This is a genomic window from Streptomyces sp. NPDC087787 (assembly GCF_044743035.1).
Lineage (GTDB): Bacteria > Actinomycetota > Actinomycetes > Streptomycetales > Streptomycetaceae > Streptomyces.
On record NZ_JBIUVQ010000024.1, the window covers coordinates 25,531 to 44,472 of the forward strand.

14 protein-coding genes are annotated in these 18,942 nt (G+C 73.1%); 6 read left to right on the forward strand and 8 right to left on the reverse strand.

All coding sequences use genetic code 11. From position 1 onward, the window contains the following. Nucleotides 1–11: 11 nt before the first annotated feature. On the reverse strand, nt 12–560 hold the full coding sequence (locus ACIOWN_RS29905) for a DUF1697 domain-containing protein (RefSeq protein ID WP_362354810.1): 549 nt from the start codon (nt 558–560) through the stop codon (nt 12–14). A 260-nt stretch (nt 561–820) separates the two neighbouring features. On the opposite strand from ACIOWN_RS29905, the gene ACIOWN_RS29910 reads away from it, so the two are divergent. Then, entirely contained in the window at nt 821–3,073 is a 2,253-nt protein-coding gene (locus tag ACIOWN_RS29910; RefSeq protein WP_401983855.1) for an MMPL family transporter, read from the forward strand. A 27-nt stretch (nt 3,074–3,100) separates the two neighbouring features. On the opposite strand, the gene mgt is transcribed toward ACIOWN_RS29910, so the two are convergent. Next, nucleotides 3,101–4,297: a macrolide-inactivating glycosyltransferase gene (mgt, locus tag ACIOWN_RS29915; RefSeq protein ID WP_401983856.1), complete on the reverse strand. Its 1,197-nt coding sequence runs from the start codon at nt 4,295–4,297 to the stop codon at nt 3,101–3,103. Nucleotides 4,298–4,478: 181 nt separating this feature from the next. Between mgt and ACIOWN_RS29920 the strand changes: the two genes are divergently transcribed. Next, a complete protein-coding gene (locus ACIOWN_RS29920) occupies nt 4,479–5,342 on the forward strand; it encodes an aminoglycoside phosphotransferase family protein (RefSeq protein WP_362354804.1) in 864 nt (287 codons plus the stop codon). An 88-nt stretch (nt 5,343–5,430) separates the two neighbouring features. Here the strand turns inward: ACIOWN_RS29920 and ACIOWN_RS29925 are convergent, their stop codons facing one another. From ACIOWN_RS29925 to ACIOWN_RS29935, 3 genes are all read right to left on the reverse strand, one after another. Beyond that, entirely contained in the window at nt 5,431–5,934 is a 504-nt protein-coding gene (locus tag ACIOWN_RS29925; RefSeq protein ID WP_362354802.1) for a hypothetical protein, read from the reverse strand. Nucleotides 5,935–5,989: 55 nt separating this feature from the next. After that, nucleotides 5,990–6,700 (reverse strand): 3'-5' exonuclease, encoded by a 711-nt coding sequence (locus ACIOWN_RS29930; RefSeq protein ID WP_362354800.1) that lies wholly within the window; start codon nt 6,698–6,700, stop codon nt 5,990–5,992. A gap of 201 nt (nt 6,701–6,901) precedes the next feature. Beyond that, nucleotides 6,902–8,140: an SAV2148 family HEPN domain-containing protein gene (locus tag ACIOWN_RS29935; protein WP_362354798.1), complete on the reverse strand. Its 1,239-nt coding sequence runs from the start codon at nt 8,138–8,140 to the stop codon at nt 6,902–6,904. A 452-nt stretch (nt 8,141–8,592) separates the two neighbouring features. Between ACIOWN_RS29935 and glgX the strand changes: the two genes are divergently transcribed. From glgX to ACIOWN_RS29950, 3 genes are all read left to right on the forward strand, one after another. Beyond that, complete coding sequence (glgX, locus tag ACIOWN_RS29940; RefSeq protein WP_362354796.1) at nt 8,593–10,710, forward strand: glycogen debranching protein GlgX; 2,118 nt, start codon at nt 8,593–8,595, stop codon at nt 10,708–10,710. A 494-nt stretch (nt 10,711–11,204) separates the two neighbouring features. Further along, nucleotides 11,205–13,559 carry a malto-oligosyltrehalose synthase gene (gene treY / locus ACIOWN_RS29945; RefSeq protein ID WP_401983857.1) on the forward strand — a complete coding sequence of 785 codons (2,355 nt, stop codon included), beginning with the start codon at nt 11,205–11,207 and terminating at the stop codon, nt 13,557–13,559. A 57-nt stretch (nt 13,560–13,616) separates the two neighbouring features. After that, nucleotides 13,617–14,867 carry a M14 family zinc carboxypeptidase gene (locus tag ACIOWN_RS29950; RefSeq protein WP_401983859.1) on the forward strand — a complete coding sequence of 417 codons (1,251 nt, stop codon included), beginning with the start codon at nt 13,617–13,619 and terminating at the stop codon, nt 14,865–14,867. 26 nt (nt 14,868–14,893) lie between these two features. On the opposite strand, the gene ACIOWN_RS29955 is transcribed toward ACIOWN_RS29950, so the two are convergent. Then, entirely contained in the window at nt 14,894–15,319 is a 426-nt protein-coding gene (locus ACIOWN_RS29955; RefSeq protein ID WP_362354790.1) for an SSI family serine proteinase inhibitor, read from the reverse strand. Between the two features lie 111 nt (nt 15,320–15,430). Continuing rightward, the gene (locus ACIOWN_RS29960; protein WP_362354788.1) at nt 15,431–15,982 is read right to left on the reverse strand and encodes a DUF1707 and FHA domain-containing protein; all 552 of its coding nucleotides are present in this window, start codon (nt 15,980–15,982) and stop codon (nt 15,431–15,433) included. A 172-nt stretch (nt 15,983–16,154) separates the two neighbouring features. On the opposite strand from ACIOWN_RS29960, the gene treZ reads away from it, so the two are divergent. Then, complete coding sequence (treZ, locus tag ACIOWN_RS29965) at nt 16,155–17,909, forward strand: malto-oligosyltrehalose trehalohydrolase (RefSeq protein ID WP_362354786.1); 1,755 nt, start codon at nt 16,155–16,157, stop codon at nt 17,907–17,909. Nucleotides 17,910–17,943: 34 nt separating this feature from the next. Here the strand turns inward: treZ and ACIOWN_RS29970 are convergent, their stop codons facing one another. Beyond that, the gene (locus ACIOWN_RS29970) at nt 17,944–18,915 is read right to left on the reverse strand and encodes an aminoglycoside phosphotransferase family protein (RefSeq protein WP_401983862.1); all 972 of its coding nucleotides are present in this window, start codon (nt 18,913–18,915) and stop codon (nt 17,944–17,946) included. Nucleotides 18,916–18,942: the final 27 nt, after the last annotated feature.

The window sequence follows — 18,942 nt, forward strand, 5'->3', positions numbered from 1 at the left end:
GCCCGCGCGGGTCAGGCGTCAGGGGCGGTCAGCTCGACGAGTTTGAGCACCGTGTTCCAGTTCCGGCTGGTCGCGATCAGGTCCTTGTTCAGCCGCTTCCTGGACAGGTGCTCGGCGAGCTTGGAGCGGCCGAGCCCGTCCGGCGCGTACAGGTAGAGGGCCCGGTCGCCGAGGCGGAACTCCTCGGGCAGGTAGGCCTCCTGGTCGATCTCCGCGTACCGCTCCGCCCCGACGGGCGCGGAGAAGTAGGTCACGTGCAGCTGCCGTCCCTCCAGCTTGGCGGCCGGGAACGGGCAGGACTCCGCGACCGCCCGCAGATAGGCGTGGTCGCGCACGATCACGTCCACCGGGAAGCCGAACCGCTTCTCCAGCGCCGCCGTGAACTCCGCGGCCAGCGACTCCTCGTCGCCGTGACCGGCGGCGAAAACAGCCTGGCCGCTCTGCAGATGGGTCCGCACACGGGTGTGACCGAGCTCCGCCACCAGGGTGCGCAGCTCGGCCATCGGGACCTTCTTGCCGCCCACGTTGATTCCGCGCAGCAGCGCGGCGTACGTCGTCATCCGCCCACGATAGAGCGGCGGGCGTCACGCGCACCCCTGATCCGCGCCCCCGAGAAGCCCGGATACGTGTAAGGGGTCGGCGTCCTCCCCAGTGCGGAGGAAACGGGGTCCGGCAGGAGGAGCCCGGGCGGCGGCACTTCACCGGTCAGCACGACGAGTGGGGCACCGCCCCGCACCTACCTTCGATGCGGAGGGCGACGGCAGGGGGCCGTCGCCGCGCACGAGGTCCGCAGGGCCTCTCAAGAAGGGGCAAGCCCGTCATGGTGAACGCAGAGACACGGGTGCGGGGCCTCGCCGCGCGGGCCGGCGGCTGGAGCGCCCGGCATCGATGGGCCGCTGTCGGGATCTGGGTGCTGTTCGTCGTGCTGGCGATGGGTCTTGGGTCGGCGGCCGGCCGGCTGGACGTCAAGGAGAGCGACCAGCTCAAGGGCGAGACACACACCGCGGCGAAGATCATCGAGGACGCGGGGATCAAGGAACCGGCGAGCGAGACCGTCCTCATCCAGGCGAAGGAGGGCTCCGGCAGGGCCACGGACGCCGGCTTCCGGACGGCCGTCGGCGACGTGATCACGGCCGTCGAGGGGACCGGCCTGGTCACGGACGTGACCTCGCCGTACGACACGAAGACCATCTCCGGGGACGGCCGCAGCGCGCTGGTGCAGTTCTCGCTGCGCGGCGAGGCGGACACCGCGGGCGAGCGGGTGGAGCCCGTGCTCAACGCCGTCGCCAACGTCCAGAAGGACCACTCCACGCTGCGGATCGAGGAGATCGGCGGCGCCAGCATGCAGAAGCAGTACTCCGACGCCTTCGGGGACGACTTCCAGCAGGCCGAGTTCTCCGCCGTGCCGGTGGCCCTCGGGATCCTGCTGATCGCCTTCGGCGCGCTGGTGGCCGCGCTGCTGCCCGTGGCGCTGGCGATCACCGCGATCATGGCGACGATGGGCCTGATGGGCATCGTCAGCCACCTCCAGCCGATGAGCGACACCGCCAACTCCGTGATGCTGCTGGTCGGCATGGCGGTCGGCGTCGACTACTGCCTCTTCTACCTGCGCCGCGAGCGCGAGGAGCGGGAGGCCGGGCGGGACGCCGGGACCGCGCTGCGCATCGCCGCCGCGACCAGCGGGCGCGCGATCATCGTCTCCGGCGTCACGGTGTGCGTGGCGATGGCGGGCATGCTGTTCACCGGGGTCGCCGAGTTCGAGGCGATGGGCCTGGCCTCGCTGATGGTGGTGGCCGTCGCCATGGTCGGCTCGGTGACCGTGCTGCCGGCGCTGCTGTCGCTGCTGGGCGAGCGGGTCGAGAAGGGGCGCCTGCCGTTCCTGCGGCGGGGCCGGCAGGGCACTGGGGAGAGCAGGTTCTGGACGGCCGTGCTGCGGCGTGTGCTGGCCCGGCCGGCGGTGTCGGCCGCGGTGGCCGCGGGCGCGCTGCTCGCCGTCGCGGCCCCGGCGCTGGGCATGAAGACGTCGCAGCTCACGCTGGACCAGGAGTTCGGCGACTCGCTGCCCATCGTGCAGACGTACCAGCGGCTCAACGACGCCTTCCCCGGCGGCACCCAGCCGGCCCAGGTGGTCGTGAAGGCCGACGACATCAACGCTCCCGAGGTGCGGCAGGCGCTGGCCGCGTTCAAGGAGCGGGCCGTCGCCTCGGGCGCCTCGCGCGGCCCGGTCGACATCCGGCTGCACGAGGACCACGACGTCGCCCTCGTCTCCGTCCCGCTGGTCGGCGGCTCGGACCTCGACAAGGCGGGCAAGAGCCTGGAGAAGCTGCGTGACGAGGTGCGGCCCGCCACGCTGGGCAAGGTCGACGGCGTCCAGGCGCCGATCACCGGCCAGGTCGCCGGCTCCCACGACTTCAACGCGCAGCTCATCGGCTCCGTCGTGCCGGTGTTCGTCTTCGTCGTGGTGTTCGCCTTCCTGCTGATGCTGCTGTCGTTCCGCTCGCTGACCGTCGCGATCACCTCGATCGTGCTGAACCTGCTGTCCGTGGGCGCCGCCTACGGCATCCTCGTCGCGGTCTTCCAGCACGGCTGGGGGGCGTCCCTGGTGGGCGCCCACGGTGTCGGCGCGATCGTCACCTGGCTGCCGCTGTTCCTGTTCGTGATCCTGTTCGGTCTCTCGATGGACTACCACGTCTTCGTGGTCTCCCGGATCCGCGAGGCGCGGCTGCGCGGCCGCGGCACGAAGGACGCCATCCAGCACGGTGTGGTCACCACGGCGGGTGTCGTCACCAGCGCCGCGGTCATCATGGTCGCCGTGTTCGCGATCTTCGGGACGCTGTCCATGCAGTCGATGAAGCAGATGGGTGTGGGCCTGGCGGCCGCGGTGCTCATCGACGCCACGGTCATCCGCGGGGTGCTGCTGCCCTCGGTGATGTCCCTGCTGGGCGAGCGCAACTGGTACCTGCCCCGCTGGCTGCACCGCCTCCCGGACCTCTCCCACGACGAGCCCCTGGAGCCGGCGGCGGTCCCGCCGGCCCCGCCCGCTCCGAGCAAGGGCGAGCCACTGGGCGTTTGAGCCCTCGGCGGGCAGCGCACGTCACCTTCACCCGGCGGGCAGTTCGGCCTCGATGAGGTCGGCGGCCCGCCGGGTGCCGCCTTCCTCGGCCATGGCGGCCCGGATGTCCTTCAGCCGCCGGGACACCTCGGGGTCGTCGACTAGGGCGAGCGCGGCGGCACGCAGGTTCCCGGCGGTCGCCTCCTCCATGGGGAGGTGACGGGCCACGCCGAGGCCCTGGAGCATGTCCGCGTTGCCGAACTGGTCGACGGCCTGCGGTACGGCGATCATCGGCGTCGAGGTGGCCAGGCCCTCCTGGCTGCCCCCGGCCCCGGCGTGCGTGACGAACAGGTCGGCCTGGCGCAGGATCGCCAACTGCGGCACCCAGGAACGTACTTCGACGTTCGCGGGGACCTCGCCGAGTTCGTCGGGGCGCACGTGCCTGCCGATCTGGAGCACCGTGTGCCAGCCCGGCAGTGCACCGAAGGCCTCGAGGCACTCCCGGTAGAAGGCGGCCTGTTTGGTGAAGGCGGAGCCGAGCGAGACGAGCACCACCTTCTCGGCCCCGGCGGGCCGCTCCCAGCCGCCCTGCGCCGAGCGGTCGCCCTGGCAGGCGCCGACGAAGCTGTGAACCTTCTCGTCGACCCGGTCGGCGTGCGGTTGCAGCGCGCGGGGGATCAGGACGAGCGAGCGGTCGGGGCGCCCGGCGAACGGGTCCGGGTGCAGGGAGATCCCGTTCTCCGCGAGCCACGCCTCGAAGCGGGCGTAGTAGGCCCGGCCGCGCTCCGTCTTGCGGGGCTCGGCCCACAGCGGTTCGGCGACCTCCTCCTCGTAGCCCTCCCAGGCCACGAGGTTCGGGGAGAGGGAGATCGCCGGCACGCCCCAGCGGTGGGCGAGGACGCGGGCCGGGTAGGAGGTGATGTCGTGCAGGACGAGGTCCGGCTCGTCGCCGCGGTAGGCCTCGATCAGCTGGGGCAGGGCCTGGATCGCGTCGTTCAGGAACGGTTCGACGTTGTCGAGCAGCGTGGATCCCCAGGCGGAGGGGTCGTCGTCGGGCGAGGGCAGCGTGGAGTGCCAGGGCTTCACCTCGGCGCCGGTCTCGGCGACCTTCTCCGCGAAGACGGGCGGGATGGCGTACGTCACCCGGTGTCCGCGTGCGACGAGTTCCCGGATCACTTCGAGGCTGGGGTTCACGTGTCCGTGGGCGGCGACGGAGAACATGGCGATGTGGGCGCGAGTGGGCATGCCCAGGACCCTAGGCGAGACGATACGTCTCGTGCAATGTAGTTTCACTGACGGCGGGCGGCTCGCTCCGGGCCGGGCACCGGACACCTGCCCCGACCTGTGCGGATGCGACACTGACCCGGCGAAAACGCGGGGCCTCGGTGTGGTTGCCGGGGTCCGGACGAGGACACGGAGGCTGAGGATGGACGAGGCGCGGGCTCGGGAGGTACTGGGCGGGGCGGGGGTGTCGACCGGTCCGGTGCGCGACGCGCGGCTCCTCGCGCTGGGCGAGAACGCGGTGTTCGCCGCCGGGGACCTCGTCGTCAAGGTGGGCCGGGACGCGGAGCTGTGGGACCGCGCGCGGCGCGAGGTGCGGATCGCGCTGTGGCTGGCCGAGGCCGGCGTCCCCGCGGTGCGGGCCGCCGACACGGAGGCGATCCTCGTCGAGGGGCATCCGGTGACCGTGTGGCACCGGCTGCCCGATCCGGTACGGCCCGCCGGGCCGGCGGACCTGGCCGAACTGCTGCGCCTGGTCCACGCCCTGCCCGCTCCCGGCTTCGAGCTGCCGCCCCGCGAGCTGCTCGGCGGCGTGGAACGCTGGCTGCGGCTCGCGGGCGACGCGATCTCCCCGGCCGACGCGGCGTATCTGCGGGAGCGCCGGGACGGCTTCGCGGCGGCCGCCGCCGCGCTCACCCCGCACCTGCCGCCGGGCCCGATCCACGGCGACGCGCTGCCGCGCAATGTGCACATCGGTCCGGACGGGCCGGTCCTGGTCGACCTGGAGACCTTCTCGGCGGACCTGCGCGAGCACGACCTGGTGGTCATGGCCCTGTCCCGGGACCGCTACGGCCTGCCCGCCGACGCCTACGACGCCTTCACGCGGACGTACGGCTGGGACGTACGGGAGTGGGAGGGCTGCCCGGTGCTGCGCGGCGCCCGCGAGACGGCGAGCTGCGCCTGGGTCGCCCAGCACGCCCCCACCAACCCCAAGGCGCTGGCCGAGTTCGAACGCCGGGTGGCATCCCTGCGCGACGGCGACACCACGGTGCGCTGGTACCCCTTCTGACCCGCCCGGCCGCCGCGCCCGGGCCGGCTCTCGCGCTCGCCCCGAAGACGTCGGGCCGGGATCGCACAGTGCGATCCCGGCCCGACGGTCAGCCGCTCAGCCCGGCCGGAGACCCACCCGCCTCGGGGGAGGCAGGAGGAGTAGTCGGTGAGAACCGCTTCCGGTAGTCCCATTCCCCCGTGGTGGGAATGGTGCTGCTCAGCCCCCCTGCCTTGGTCAGGGCGAGGCCCCTGTTGTAACCGAAGCCACCGCAGTTGTCGGACTGCGAGTCCAGAGTGACTTCAGCGGACTCGTCCACCGTCGGCGTGCGCGCACCCTTCGGGATCATCCGCAGCCGCACCGTTCCATGAGCCGGACCGATCTCGTCCGGCAGATGGAGATTGGCGATCATGATCTCCCGGTCGACGAAATGCTCTGTGGAGCAGTGGCCGAAGGCGCACAACTCGTATGTACCATCGACGAATTCGGGATACTCCGACTGAAGGAGGCTCACCGAGAGGTAGGAGGAGACACCGACACCGGCACACGGTTCGGCATAGCCGCAACTCGATACCGCCGCGGCGAGACCGGCCACGACGACCAGCCGCGCCACCCTTGCTCCGAGATTCACGAATTCTTGACCTGTTCAGCTGCGAGCGATAGGTCCGTCAACAGTACGGGATGACGGGCCAGGCCGGTTCGACGGTCGCCTCGGGGTTCGAGGTGCGCCGGAGATATCGCTGCAGCGACGCCGCCTGCTCGGCTGCCGCACGAACCTGAAGGTCGTGGAGATCCGTCGGCGCCAACTCCCCCATGGCCGGGTACTTCTCGCCCATGCGCCGTACCACCCGGGCGGCGGCCACGGCGTCCGCCCTCGCATCGTGCGCGTCGTCGAGCGGCACGCCGTAGTGCGCGCACAGCGCGGTCAGGGCCCGCTTCCCCTTCCGGTACTTGTCCACATGCTTGTCGATGACCAACGGATCGATGACGGGCCAAGGCCCCTTGCCCAGCCGCTCAGTGACGGACTCGACCGCGTACCGCCGGCACTCACGGTCGAGCAGTGACAGGTCGTAGCGTGCGTTCATCACGACCAGGGGCGTCCCCGACCGCATCCCCTCGGCGACGGTCCGTGCGATCTCCTCGATCGCGGGAGCAGCCGGTGCCCCGTGCCTGCGAGCCCGCTCCGTCGAGATTCCGTGGATCGCCGACGCCTGCTCCGGTATCGCCACCCCGGGATCGAGCAGCCAGGTGCGCTCCTTCGAGACCGCCCCGTCCGGATCCAGTCGCACGACCGCCGCGGTGACGATGCGGTCGGTCTCGACGTCAGTACCCGTGGTCTCCAGGTCGAAGGCCATCAACGGCCCTCTGATCCAGCTCATCGCACGGCCCCCGCGACGATGCGCGCCTCGCGCGGATCCGTCCCGGTCGTCTCCAGGTCGAAGCCGATCAGCAGTTCCCGGTGCCGGCCCATGGCGGCCCCCCTTCTCGGTGGTGCGTTCCCCCAGTGGCCTCCACGATCGCACGCGCCACTGACAATCCGAGGACCACGTTCCGCTTGGCACCGGGGGACTGAGGGCGTTTCAGGACACCGGGCGCGAATCCGCCCACATCAGCTCGAACTCCTCGCGATAGGCGGAGAAGAGGCCGCTTTCGTCGATCTCGCCGGGTTTGACCACCTTGTTCCCGTTCCGCAGGACGAAGACGGGGGCCTCCATGCCCCGGCTGCGCCGCAGATAGGACTGCACGACCCCGACGCCGTCCGAGCCGTCGCCGTCGACCAGGTATGCGGTGACCCGGGGGGTCTCGTCGTAGACCTGGATCTCGAAGGCGCCCGGGTCACGCAGCCGGCCGCGCACCCGGCGCATGTGCAGGATGTTCATCTCCACCGAGCGGCTCAGTTCCCCGCGTTTGAGACCGAGTTCGCGCTCGCGCCGCTTCACCGCGCTGGAGGCCGGGTTGAGGAACAGCAACCGCACCCGGCAGCCGGACTCGGCGAGCCGCACCAGGCGGCGGCCGGAGAAGTTCTGCACGAGCAGGTTCAGGCCGATGCCGATGGCGTCCAGGCGGCGGGCGCCGCCGAACATGTCCTCGGCCGGGAACTGGCGCATGAGCCGCACCCGGTCCGGGTGCACCGCGACCACGTCCGCGTACCGGTCGCCGACCAGGTCCTCGACCGCGTCGACCGGCAGCCGCCGGGCGGAGGGCACGTCGCCGCCGGTGCCGAGGATGTCGAGCAGGCGCGCGGAGGCCCGCTCGGCCTGGTTCAGCACCGCCTCGGACAGCGCCCGGTTGCGGGAGACGACGTTGCGGGCCACCTCCAGCTCGTCCAGGGCGAGTTCGACGTCCCGGCGCTCGTCTATGTAGGGCGCGAAGCACGGCCAGTGCTGCACCACCAGCTCACGCAGCTGCGGCAGGGTGAGGAAGCTGATCACGTTGTCGTCTGCCGGGTCGAGCAAGTAGCCCTTGCGGCGGCTGACTTCGCGTACAGCGACGGCCCGCTGCACCCACTCCTGGCCGGCCGGTCCGGCGGCGGCCACCACCCAGTCGTCGCCGTGGACGGGCTCGTAGACGGGGCGCAGCACGGCGGCCACGACGGCGCGCAGCCGCTGCTCGACGAGGTTCAGCCAGATGTAGGCGCGGCCGGCCCGCTGGGCGCGTGTACGCACCTCGCGCCAGGCGCCCGCGTCCCAGTCCAGCTCCGGCCCGATGGCACCCGCGTCCATCGGCCGGGCCAGGGACACCGCGCCGGAGGGGACGTCTGCGGAGTGCCCCTCGTGACCCTCGTCACCAGAGGGCAGCTCCAGGCCTCCCGAGCCCACCCGTACACCGCCTTCCGCTCCCCCGGGCACTCCCCGTCCCAACGATCAAGGAAGGGTACTCCGGGAGCGGCGCGCGACGCAGCCGGATGCACAGCTCCTTTCCCAACTTCCGCACGGTGCTTACGTGTTCCGGCGGCCCGGCCCCCGCCGAGTGAGCTGATTCATAGCCGGTGACCGGCACCGGCCGCCGTCCGCGTCCCGCGCGGTGCCGCACGCCCCCGTGTCGCCACCTCTCCGGGTGAGCACCGGGCCCGCACATTGACCCGCGGGCGCGCCCGGACCCCGCGGCCCGCCCGGCCCACCCCGCACACCTGGGCGTTCCCGTCCCGCGGGCACCGTTCACCCCACCGGTTCGGCACATGGACGTGCGTCATGGGTGCTTCCCCGACTTTTGTGGAGACTCGGTGCCAAGGCGCCACCCACGGCGTCCCACACCTGAAAGAGTCTTGTCCATGCAGGTCTGGCCTGGAGAGGCGTACCCACTCGGCGCCACGTACGACGGCGCCGGCACCAACTTCGCGGTCTTCAGCGAGGCCGCGGACCGAGTAGAGCTGTGTCTGCTGCACGACGACGGCTCGGAGACGGCGGTGGAACTGCGGGAGAGCGACGCGTTCGTCCGGCACGCGTACGTGCCCGGTGTGATGCCGGGACAGCGGTACGGGTTCCGGGTGCACGGCCCGTACGTCCCGGAGCGCGGGCTGCTCTGCAACTCGGCGAAACTGCTCCTCGACCCGTACGCGCGTGCGATCAGCGGCTCGATCCGGTGGGGGGAGGAGGTGTACGGCTACCACTTCGACGCCCCCGGCCGGCGCAACGACCTGGACTCGGCGCCGCACACCATGACGTCCGTCGTGGTCAACCCGTACTTCGACTGGGGCGACGACCGGCTGCCGCGCCGCGGCTACCACGAGACGGTGATCTACGAGGCCCACGTCAAGGGCCTCACCATGCGGCATCCGGGGCTGCCCGAGGAGTTGCGCGGCACCTACGCGGGGCTCGCCCACCCGGCGCTCATCGACCACCTGACCGAACTCGGCGTCACCGCGCTCGAGCTGATGCCCGTACACCAGTTCGTGAACGATCACCGCCTGGTCGACCTGGGCCTCAACAACTACTGGGGCTACAACACGATCGGCTTCTTCGCCCCGCACAACGCCTACGCCTCCTGGGGCGACCGCGGCCAGCAGGTCCTGGAGTTCAAGTCGGCGGTCCGGGCCCTGCACGAGGCCGGCATCGAGGTCATCCTCGACGTGGTCTACAACCACACCGCCGAGGGCAACCACCTGGGTCCGACACTGTCCTTCAAGGGCATCGACAACCCGCGCTACTACCGGCTCACCGACGACCCGCGCTACTACATGGACACCACGGGCACCGGGAACTCCCTGCTCATGCGGTCCCCGCACGTGCTCCAGCTGATCATGGACTCGCTGCGCTACTGGGTCACCGAGATGCACGTCGACGGCTTCCGCTTCGACCTGGCGGCGACCCTGGCGCGGCAGTTCCACGAGGTGGACCGGCTGTCGTCGTTCTTCGACCTGGTGCAGCAGGACCCGGTGGTCTCCCAGGTGAAGCTGATCGCCGAGCCCTGGGACGTCGGCGAGGGCGGCTACCAGGTGGGGAACTTCCCGCCGCTGTGGACCGAGTGGAACGGCAAGTACCGCGACACCGTGCGGGACCTGTGGCGCGGCGAGCCCCGGGCGCTCGCCGAGTTCGCCTCCCGGCTGACCGGCTCCTCCGACCTGTACCAGGACGACGGCCGCCGCCCGCTGGCCTCGATCAACTTCGTCACCTGCCACGACGGCTTCACCCTGCGCGATCTGGTGTCGTACAACGACAAGCACAACCAGGCCAACGGCGAGGACAACCGGGACGGCGAGAACCACAACCGGTCCTGGAACTGCGGCGCCGAGGGCGAGAGCGACGACCCCGAGGTGCTCCGGCTCCGGGCGCGGCAGACGCGGAACTTCGTCGCGACGCTGATGCTGTCCCAGGGCGTGCCCATGATCAGTCACGGTGACGAGTTCGCGCGCACGCAGCGGGGCAACAACAACGCCTACTGCCAGGACAACGAGCTGTCCTGGGTGCGCTGGCCCGAGCCCGGCGAGCCGGACGCCGAGCTGCTGGACTTCGTCCGGGCGATGGCGGCGCTTCGCAGGGACCACCCGGTCTTCCGGCGGCGCCGCTTCTTCCACGGACGGCCGGTGGAGGGCACGCACGACGCGCTGTCCGACATCGCCTGGTTCACCCCCGAGGGCCGGGAGATGACCCAGCAGGACTGGGACTCGGCGCGGGCCTCCGCGCTGACCGTGTTCCTCAACGGCAACGCGATCTCGGAGCCCGGCACACGCGGGGAGCGGATCACCGACGACTCCTTCCTGCTGATGTTCAACGCCTCGCCGAAGCCGCTCGACTTCGCCGTACCGGTCGATCACGGGCGCCAGTGGCAGGTGGTGGTGGACACCGCCCGCACGGACCCGGTCCCACCGGGCACCGGCCCCACGGTGCGCGCCGGAGAACAGCTCACCCTGCCGGACCGCAGCCTGACGGTCCTGCGACGCCCGGTGTAGCCCCTCGCCCACCCGGCCGACGACAGGCCCCCCGGCCTGGTGGGGCCAGGTGCCCCGGCCGGGTGGGCGAGAGCACACGCTCGACCGGGCGAAGCCAACCACCCGGCCCGGCAAGGGCAGCCACCCAGCCCGGCCGGCGCAAGGCGCACAGCCCGGCAAGGGCGGGCACCCAGCCCGGCAAGGGCGAGGCACTCGGCCCAGCAAGGGCGGGGGCACCCGGCCCGGCAACGACAGGCCCCCCGGCCGGGCGAGGCCACGCGGCCGCCCGGTTGGGCGAGAGCACACGCTCGACCGGGCGAAGCCAACCACCCAGCCCGGCAAAGGCAGCCACCCAGCCCGGCCGGCGCAACCGCTCGGCCCGGCCCGGCGCGGGCAAACGCACGACCCGGCTAGCTAGCACAAGCGCCCGGCCCGGCGCTTGCCCGCGCCGGGGGGTGTGGGGCACATGGCGGGTGGGTGACACCAAAGGCGGCCGGGCGGGTACGTAGCTCTCCATGACACCCGAGACATCCGAGCGTCCCGAGCCCGTCGTGCCGACGTCCACCTACCGGCTCCAGCTCCAGCCCGAGTTCCCGTTCGCGGCCGCGGAGCGGGCCGTGCCGTATCTGGCCTCGCTCGGCGTCTCGCACCTGCATCTGTCGCCCGTCCTCCAGGCCGTGCCGGGCTCCGCGCACGGCTACGACGTCGTGGACCCCACGCGGGTGCGCGACGAGCTCGGCGGTGAGGAGGGCCTGCGGGGGCTTTCGCGCACCGCCCGGGAGCACGGGCTCGGCCTGGTCGTGGACATCGTGCCGAACCACATGGCCATGGCCCCACGGCACAATCACGCCCTGTGGGAGGTGCTGCGGCAGGGACCCTCGTCGCCGTACGCACGCTGGTTCGACATCGACTGGGACGCCCAGGACGGCAAGGTGCTGCTGCCCGTGCTCGGCCACCCGGTCGGCCGGGAGGCCGGCGAGCTGAAGGCGGACGGCGACGTCCTGCGGTACCACGACCACGCCTTCCCGCTGCGCGAGGGCACCGGCGGGCTGCCCCTGCCCGAACTGCTGGACGCGCAGTGGTACCGGCCGGTGTGGTGGCGGCTGGCCCGTACGGAGCTGAACTACCGGCGCTTCTTCAGCATCTCGGAGCTGATCGGGGTGCGGGTGGAGGACCCGGAGGTGTTCCGGGCGACCCACGCCAAGATCCTCCAGCTGCTGGCGGAGGGCGTGGTCAACGGGCTGCGCGTCGACCACCCGGACGGGCTCGCCGACCCCGACGCCTACCTCCGCCGGCTGCACGAGGCGACCGGCGGGCGCTGGACCGTCGTCGAGAAGATCCTCTCCGACGGCGAGCACCTGCCGGCCTCCTGGCCGGTCGCGGGCACCACCGGCTACGACGCCCTGCGGCACGTCGACGGCCTGTTCACCGACCCGGCCGGAGCGGACGAGCTGGCCGAGCGGTACCGCCGGTTCGCCGCTCCGCGCGACGACGAGGGCGGGGACTGGGAGGCGACCGTACGGCGGGCGGCGTACACGGTGATCACGCACGAGCTGGCCGCCGAGACGGAGCGGCTGACCCGGGTGGCGAGCCGGGTGTGCGCCACCTCGCCCGACCTCGCGCTGCACGACCGCGCGCCCTGGGCGCTGCGCACCGCGCTGCGGGAGCTGCTGGTCCGCCTCCGGGTCTACCGGCCCTACACCTCCGTGGACCCGGCGTCCGTGGTCACGGAGGAGGGCGCCGCGCAGGCCCGGCTCGCCTTCACGGTGCCGGAGGAGGGGGAGGCCGTCGACGTGGTGCGCGACCTGGTCGTCGGGCGGGCCGGATCCGGGCCCGGCGCCCTGGAGTTCCGCACCCGGTTCGCGCAGGCCGCCTCCGCGCTGCGCGCCAAGTCCGTCGAGGACACGGCCTATTACCGGTACGTGCCGCTGCTGTCGGCCAACGAGGTGGGCGGCGACCCCGGCCGCCCGGCGGTGCCCCCGGAGGACTTCCACGCGTACTGCGCCCGGGTGCAGCGCGACTGGCCGGCCACCGGCACGGTGGTCTCCACGCACGACACCAAGCGCAGCGCCGACGTACGGGCGGCGCTGGCCGTGCTCACCGAGTGCCCGCGGGTCTGGGCCGACCTGCTGGACGTGGTGACGGGCGGCGGCGAGGGCGTGCCGGACCGGCAACTGGCGTGGGCGGCCTGGCAGACGGTGTTCGGCCTCGGCCCCGCGGACGGGGAACGCGTGCGGCAGGCCCTGCTGAAGCATGTGCGGGAGGCGGGCCTGCGCACGAGCTGGACCGAGCAGCGACCCGACTACGAGGAGGCGGTGGCCCGCTTCGTCACCGAGGGGCCGTGCGGGGCTCCCGCCGGGCCGGTGACCGAGCTGCGCACCGCGCTCCAGCCGCACATCCGGGCGAACGTCCTGGGCACGGCCCTGGTGCATCTGACGATGCCCGGCGTGCCCGACGTGTACCAGGGCACGGAGGACGAGTACCGGGCCCTGGTCGACCCGGACAACCGGCGCCCGGCGCGGTTCCCGCCCGCCGACGCCGGTGACAAGGGGGCGGTGACGATGGCGGCGCTGCGGCTGCGCGCCCGACGGCCGGAGGTCTTCGGTGCCGCGGCGACGTACGCGCCCCTGCTCGCCGAGGGGCCGGCGGCGGCCCACTGCGCGGCGTTCGAGCGCTCCGGGGAGGTGGTCACGGCCGTGACCCGGCTGTCGCTGCGGCTGGCGGAGGAAGGCGGCTGGCGGGACACCCGGCTGCCGCTGCCGCCCGGCCGGTGGGCCGACACGCTGACCCCTGGAGGGGAGTTCGAGGGGCACGTGCGCGTGGCGGAACTCTTCGAGCGGCTGCCGGTCGCACTGCTGGAGCGTGCTTGACAGGACCCGGCGTCCGTGGGGTACTGCGGAATGCGAAGCCGGGAGGACAGGTCGGGGGTGAGTCTCCTGCCGGAGTTGCGCTACCCCAGTGTTGCCGAACTGGTGACGTCCGCCCAGGCGTTGGCCGCGTCCCGGCCGGACCGGTGCGTGCTGAGGCAGGTCGGCCACTCACGCGCGGGACGACCGCTGCACCTGCTGTCCGTCGGGCACGCCCGGCGGGCGGTGCTGGTGGTCGCGGGCGCCCACGCCAACGAGCCCACCGGCGGCTCCACCCTCCTCGCCGTCGCACGCCGTGTGCTGCGCGAGGAGCGGTTGCGGGCGTACACCTCCTGGCACTTCCTGCTGTGCGCGGACCCGGACGGGGCGAGTCTGCACGTCACTCCGGCCCCGCGCAGTCTGCTCGACTACCACCTCGGCTTCTTCCGGCCCGCCGGGCCCGAGCAGCCGGAGTGGTCGCCCTCCGTGCTGCCGCCCGACCGGCTGCCGCCGGAGACACGTGCGCTGACCAGGGTGATCGACGAGCTGCGGCCCTACCTCCAGGTGACGCTGCACGGCACCGACCTGGGCGGAAGCTGGGTGCAGTTGACCCGTGACGTGCCCGGGCTCGCCGAGCCGTTCGGCAAGTCGGCGGCGCGGCTGCACATACCGGTGGAGACGGGCGCGTCGGACGCGGCGGGCTGGCCGGTGTCCGGGCCCGGGGTGCGAGTGATGCCGGGGGCGGGCGCGGACCTGGCGTATCCGAGCATGCCGGACGACGCGCGGCACAGCACCTGGTTCCATCCCCACCGGTACGGCGGCATGACCGCGGTCGTGGAGGTGCCGATGTGGGCGAGCGACCTGGTGGACGACCCCGCGCCGCATCCCGCCCCGGCGGCGGCGATACGGCGGCTGGCGTACCGGCTGCTGCGGGACGCGCGGGAGGTGGAGCTGGTGCTCGCCGACGCGCTGCCGCGCCTGCACGGTGCCGACGGGCCACTGCTGCGGGCGGCGAAGTGGGGGCTGAGCCTGGTGCCGGGGCTGGCCGCGGACTGGCTCCACACGCCGCCCGCGGACACCACGATGGCGTACGTCGGCAGCGTGGACGCCTTCGGCCGCCGGCTGCCGCTGCGGGCCGCGGCGATGCTCCTGCGCACCCTGCGCGAGTCCGACGACCGCGCGGCCCCGGACCTGGAGCACCTGGTGACCACCTGGAGCGAGTCCTTCGCCCACCGCTTCCACGCCCGATGGGTCCCCCTGGAACACCAGATCGAGCACCAGAGCCACACAGTCCTCACCACGGCCCACCAGGCCGGCACCCCACCCGCCTGAACCCCCACCGCGCGCGTGGCCCGGTGTCAGGGGGTGACGTCGAAGACGTGGCCTGTCCTGGCGTTCATTTCGCAGGTGCTGGAGAAGGTCTCCGTGTAGTCGACCGGGCGGCCCTCCCACCGGCCGCGGGCGTGCGCCGTGACGGGGGCGTAGATCATCGGGCAGAGGACGTCCCTGTGGGGGATGCCGTGGATGTCGCCGCCGGACGAGCGGAGCTGCGCGCAGGCCTCGGCCGCGTGGGCGTGGCCCCGGGGCGGGTCGCACAGGAGCAGGACACCGCGGGCCTCCCCGGAACGGGCGTCGCCGTGGGTGACCGTGACGTAGAGCCAGTCGGACTGGGCGGCGGTCCGGTGGGTGGCCGAGGCCGGGGCGGCGCCGGCGAGCAGGAGGGCGGCCGCGGCCGTCAGGCCGTGCCGCAGGCAGGTCGTGGCCGCCTTGGTGAGGTGAGTCATGCCCGGTGTATCGGCACGGCCGCCCGCGCGCCCCACCCCCGCTCACTCGATCGTGAACACACACGCGATCGTGAGCACACACGCGCGCGTGAGGCCCGCCGCGTGCGCGGCTCAGTTCGCGGAGAGCCGGAACGCCACCTGCCCGAACCCCACCTGATCCCCCGCGCGCACGACGGCCGCGCCGACCACGCGCCGCCCGTTGACGGTCGTGCCGTTGGTCGAGCCGAGGTCCCGCAGCACCCACATCCCGCCCTGGTGCCGCAGCTCGGCGTGCACCCGGGAGACCGTCTCGTGGGTCAGCCGCAGACCGCACGCCGGATCGCGCCCTATGCGCAACGGGTGACCGCTCCCGGCGTGCGGCAGCAGCAGCTTGGGCAGCCGCTCGGCCTGCCAGGCCCGCCGCACCCGTACGCCGAAGCCGGACACCGCCTCGACCGTGCCGAACACCAGGCGGGACACGCGCCCCTCGGCGCGCAGGTCGGAGGTGAGCACGGCGAGTTCGTCCGCCCGGCGGGCGGCCAGGGCCAGTTCCATCCGCCTCACGAACGTGTCGTGGGACAGCCGGCCCATCGCGACGCCGTCACGGAGCACCTTCAGCGCCTTGTCGCGCTCCGCGTCGGACAGCCGCGCGGGGAACGCGTGGGACTCAGAGGGCGACGTCACGCTGCTGATTGTCGGTCAGCCCATCCCCCCGTGTCCAGCCATCACGAAGAGGCACACCGGGCCCGCGGATCCGGCGACACCCGCCGTAAAAGGGGGATTCAAAAGCGGATCGATCTCTTGTGGCGCACCATGGACGGCGACGTCACGGTGAGCGAACGAAGGGGAACCGTCCGTGCAGTTCGAGGTGTGGGCACCACAGGCCGGCCGTGTGACGCTCCAGTGCGACGGCGCCACGCGCGCGTTGGAGCGCGATCCGGAGCGGGAGGGGTGGTGGACCGGTGAGGCCGACGCGCGCGACGGCTCGCGGTACGGATTCGCGCTGGACGACGGCCCGGTGCTGCCCGATCCGCGCTCGCTCCGGCAGCCGGACGGACCGGACGGGCTGAGCGCGGTCGTCGAGCACACACGGTACACGTGGCGCTCCTCCGACCGGGCCGGGCGCCCGCTGCCCGGCGCGGTCATGTACGAGCTGCACATCGGCACGTACACGCCCGAGGGCACCCTCGACGCGGCCGCCGAGCGGTTGCCGCACCTGGTGGAACTGGGGGTCACCCACGTGGAGTTGATGCCGGTGTGCCCCTTCCCCGGCCGGCACGGCTGGGGCTACGACGGCGTGTCGCTGTGGGCGGTGCACGAGCCGTACGGCGGCCCCGAGGGCCTGAAGCGCTTCGTCGACCGGGCCCACGAACTGGGCCTCGGCGTGGTCCTGGACGTGGTGCACAACCACCTGGGCCCGTCGGGCAACCATCTGCCGCGGTTCGGGCCCTACTTCACCGACACCCACCACACCCCCTGGGGCGCCGCCGTCAACCTGGACGCGCCCGGCTCGGACGAGGTGCGCCGGTTCCTGGTCGGCAGCGCGCTCGCCTGGCTGCGCGACTACCGGATCGACGGTCTGCGCCTGGACGCGGTGCACGCGCTCGTGGACACGCGCGCGTGCCACTTCCTGGAGGAGCTGTCGGCGGCCGTGCACGCGCTCTCCGCCGACCTGGGCCGCCGTCCGTTCCTGATCGCGGAGTCGGACCTGAACGACCCGCGGCTCATCACCCCGCGCGCGGAGGGCGGCCTCGGCCTCGACGCCCAGTGGAACGACGACTTCCACCACGCGCTGCACTCCGCGCTCACCGGCGAGGCCCAGGGCTACTACGCCGACTTCGGGCGGGCCCCGCTCGCGGCGGTCGCCAAGACGCTCACCGGCGGCTACTTCCACGACGGTACGTACTCCGGCTTCCGGGGGCGCCACCACGGCCGCCCGCTGGACCGCACCCGGGTGGCCGGGCACCGGCTGCTCGGCTACAGCCAGACCCACGACCAGATCGGCAACCGCGCCCGGGGCGACCGCCTGTCCATGCTGCTCGCCGACTCCCCCGGGCTGCTGGCCTGCGCTGCCACGCTGACGCTGACCGCGCCGTTCACGCCGATGCTGTTCATGGGCGAGGAGTGGGCGGCCGGCACGCCGTGGCAGTACTTCACCGACCACACCGACCCGGAACTCGCGGAGGCGGTGCGCCGGGGCCGGCGGCGGGAGTTCGCCGAGCACGGCTGGGCGGAGGCGGACGTGCCCGACCCGCAGGACCCGGCGACCCGCGACCGCTCCTGCCTGGACTGGTCCGAGCCGGGACGCGAGCCGCACGCGCGCGTGCTGGCCTGGTACCGCCGGCTGACCGCCCTGCGGCAGGAGCAGCCCGACCTCACCGACCCCGATCTCGCCGACACCAAGGTGGCCTACGACGAGGAGGCCCGCTGGTTCGCCTTCCGGCGCGGGGACGTGCTGGTGGCGCTCAACCTCGCCGGGACGCCGGCGGAGATCCCCCTCGGCAACCGCCCCGTCGAGGTGCTGGCCGCCTGGGAGCCGGTCGCGGCCCCGGGGGCGGAGGGGGTGCTGCACGTGCCCGCGGAGTCGTGCGCGGTGCTGGTGCAGCACTGAGCACGGCACAGCGACGCGCCGCACCGTACGGCCGCTATTCCCCGGCGGCCCCCGTATCGCCGATGCCACCGGTGTCCCCGGTGTCCTCCCGGAACTCCGTCACCCGCTCCAGCAGGATCGCCTCCCAGGCGTGGCGCAGCTGGGCCCTGAGGAGCGGCAGCGGGGCGTCGCCGCGCCCCTCGATGCGTGCGGCGAGGCGGATCACGGTGTCGCAGCGGGCCAGCCACAGGCCGCGCAGGCAGGGCCGGGCGCTGTAGCCGGCGAGGGTGGCGGCGCGCACCGCGGCGGGGGAACCGACGGCGACGGCGACGCCGGCGATGTCCTCGGCGGGGTCGCCGACCACGGCACCGGTCCAGTCGAGGACCCCGCGCACCCGGCCGTCGGCGCTCACCACCAGGTGCTCGCCCTTGAGGTCGTGGTGGACGAGCACGGCGGCACCGGGCTGGGCGGCGAGCTGGGCCGCGGCGGGCGCGGCGAGCTGGGCCATCCGCGCGGGGTCGAACTCGTCGGCGACGCCGAGGCGTTCGGCGGCGCGCACGGCCATGCGGCGCAGCGCCTCCAGGGAGCGCGGCGCGGTGCGCGGGACGCCGAGGGTCCGGGCCTGCCGGGCGGGGACCTCGCGCAGCCCGCTGAACAGCCCGGCCAGGTCGTCCTCGCCGACGGCGGAGACGTCGTGCTCGCCGGCCGTGCCGCCGGTGATCCGGGTGTCCAGCGTGTACGTCAGCCCGGGTGCCCACTCACCGTGCGCGACGCTGGCGGGGACGGCGACCGGAAGGTGCGGGCGGACCAGTTCGCGCAGGCGCAGTTCGCGGCGCTGGCGGTCGGCGGCCTCACGGTCGGGGGCCAGGCGCAGCACATGGCGGGCGCCGACCCACCAGGTGAAGTGCTCGACGCCCTCGGCGACGGGCCGGATCTCGGGTCCGGGGGCGGTTTCCTGGCCGTCCTTGAGCAGGGTGCGGACCAGCCTGCGGACGGTGTCCGCGGTGGGTGTCGGTGCCTGGGTCATCGTCGCGCCGTGTCGTTGCGGTTGCGG

Coding starts and splice junctions, on each gene's coding strand:
- ACIOWN_RS29970 (WP_401983862.1), bottom strand. CDS start 18,915: ATGACCCAGGCACCGACACCCACCGCGGACACCGTCCGCAGGCTGGTC.
- ACIOWN_RS29955 (WP_362354790.1), bottom strand. CDS start 15,319: ATGACTCACCTCACCAAGGCGGCCACGACCTGCCTGCGGCACGGCCTG.
- ACIOWN_RS29920 (WP_362354804.1), top strand. CDS start 4,479: ATGGACGAGGCGCGGGCTCGGGAGGTACTGGGCGGGGCGGGGGTGTCG.
- ACIOWN_RS29930 (WP_362354800.1), bottom strand. CDS start 6,700: ATGAGCTGGATCAGAGGGCCGTTGATGGCCTTCGACCTGGAGACCACG.
- mgt (WP_401983856.1), bottom strand. CDS start 4,297: ATGCCCACTCGCGCCCACATCGCCATGTTCTCCGTCGCCGCCCACGGA.
- ACIOWN_RS29905 (WP_362354810.1), bottom strand. CDS start 560: ATGACGACGTACGCCGCGCTGCTGCGCGGAATCAACGTGGGCGGCAAG.
- ACIOWN_RS29910 (WP_401983855.1), top strand. CDS start 821: ATGGTGAACGCAGAGACACGGGTGCGGGGCCTCGCCGCGCGGGCCGGC.
- treY (WP_401983857.1), top strand. CDS start 11,205: ATGACACCCGAGACATCCGAGCGTCCCGAGCCCGTCGTGCCGACGTCC.
- glgX (WP_362354796.1), top strand. CDS start 8,593: ATGCAGGTCTGGCCTGGAGAGGCGTACCCACTCGGCGCCACGTACGAC.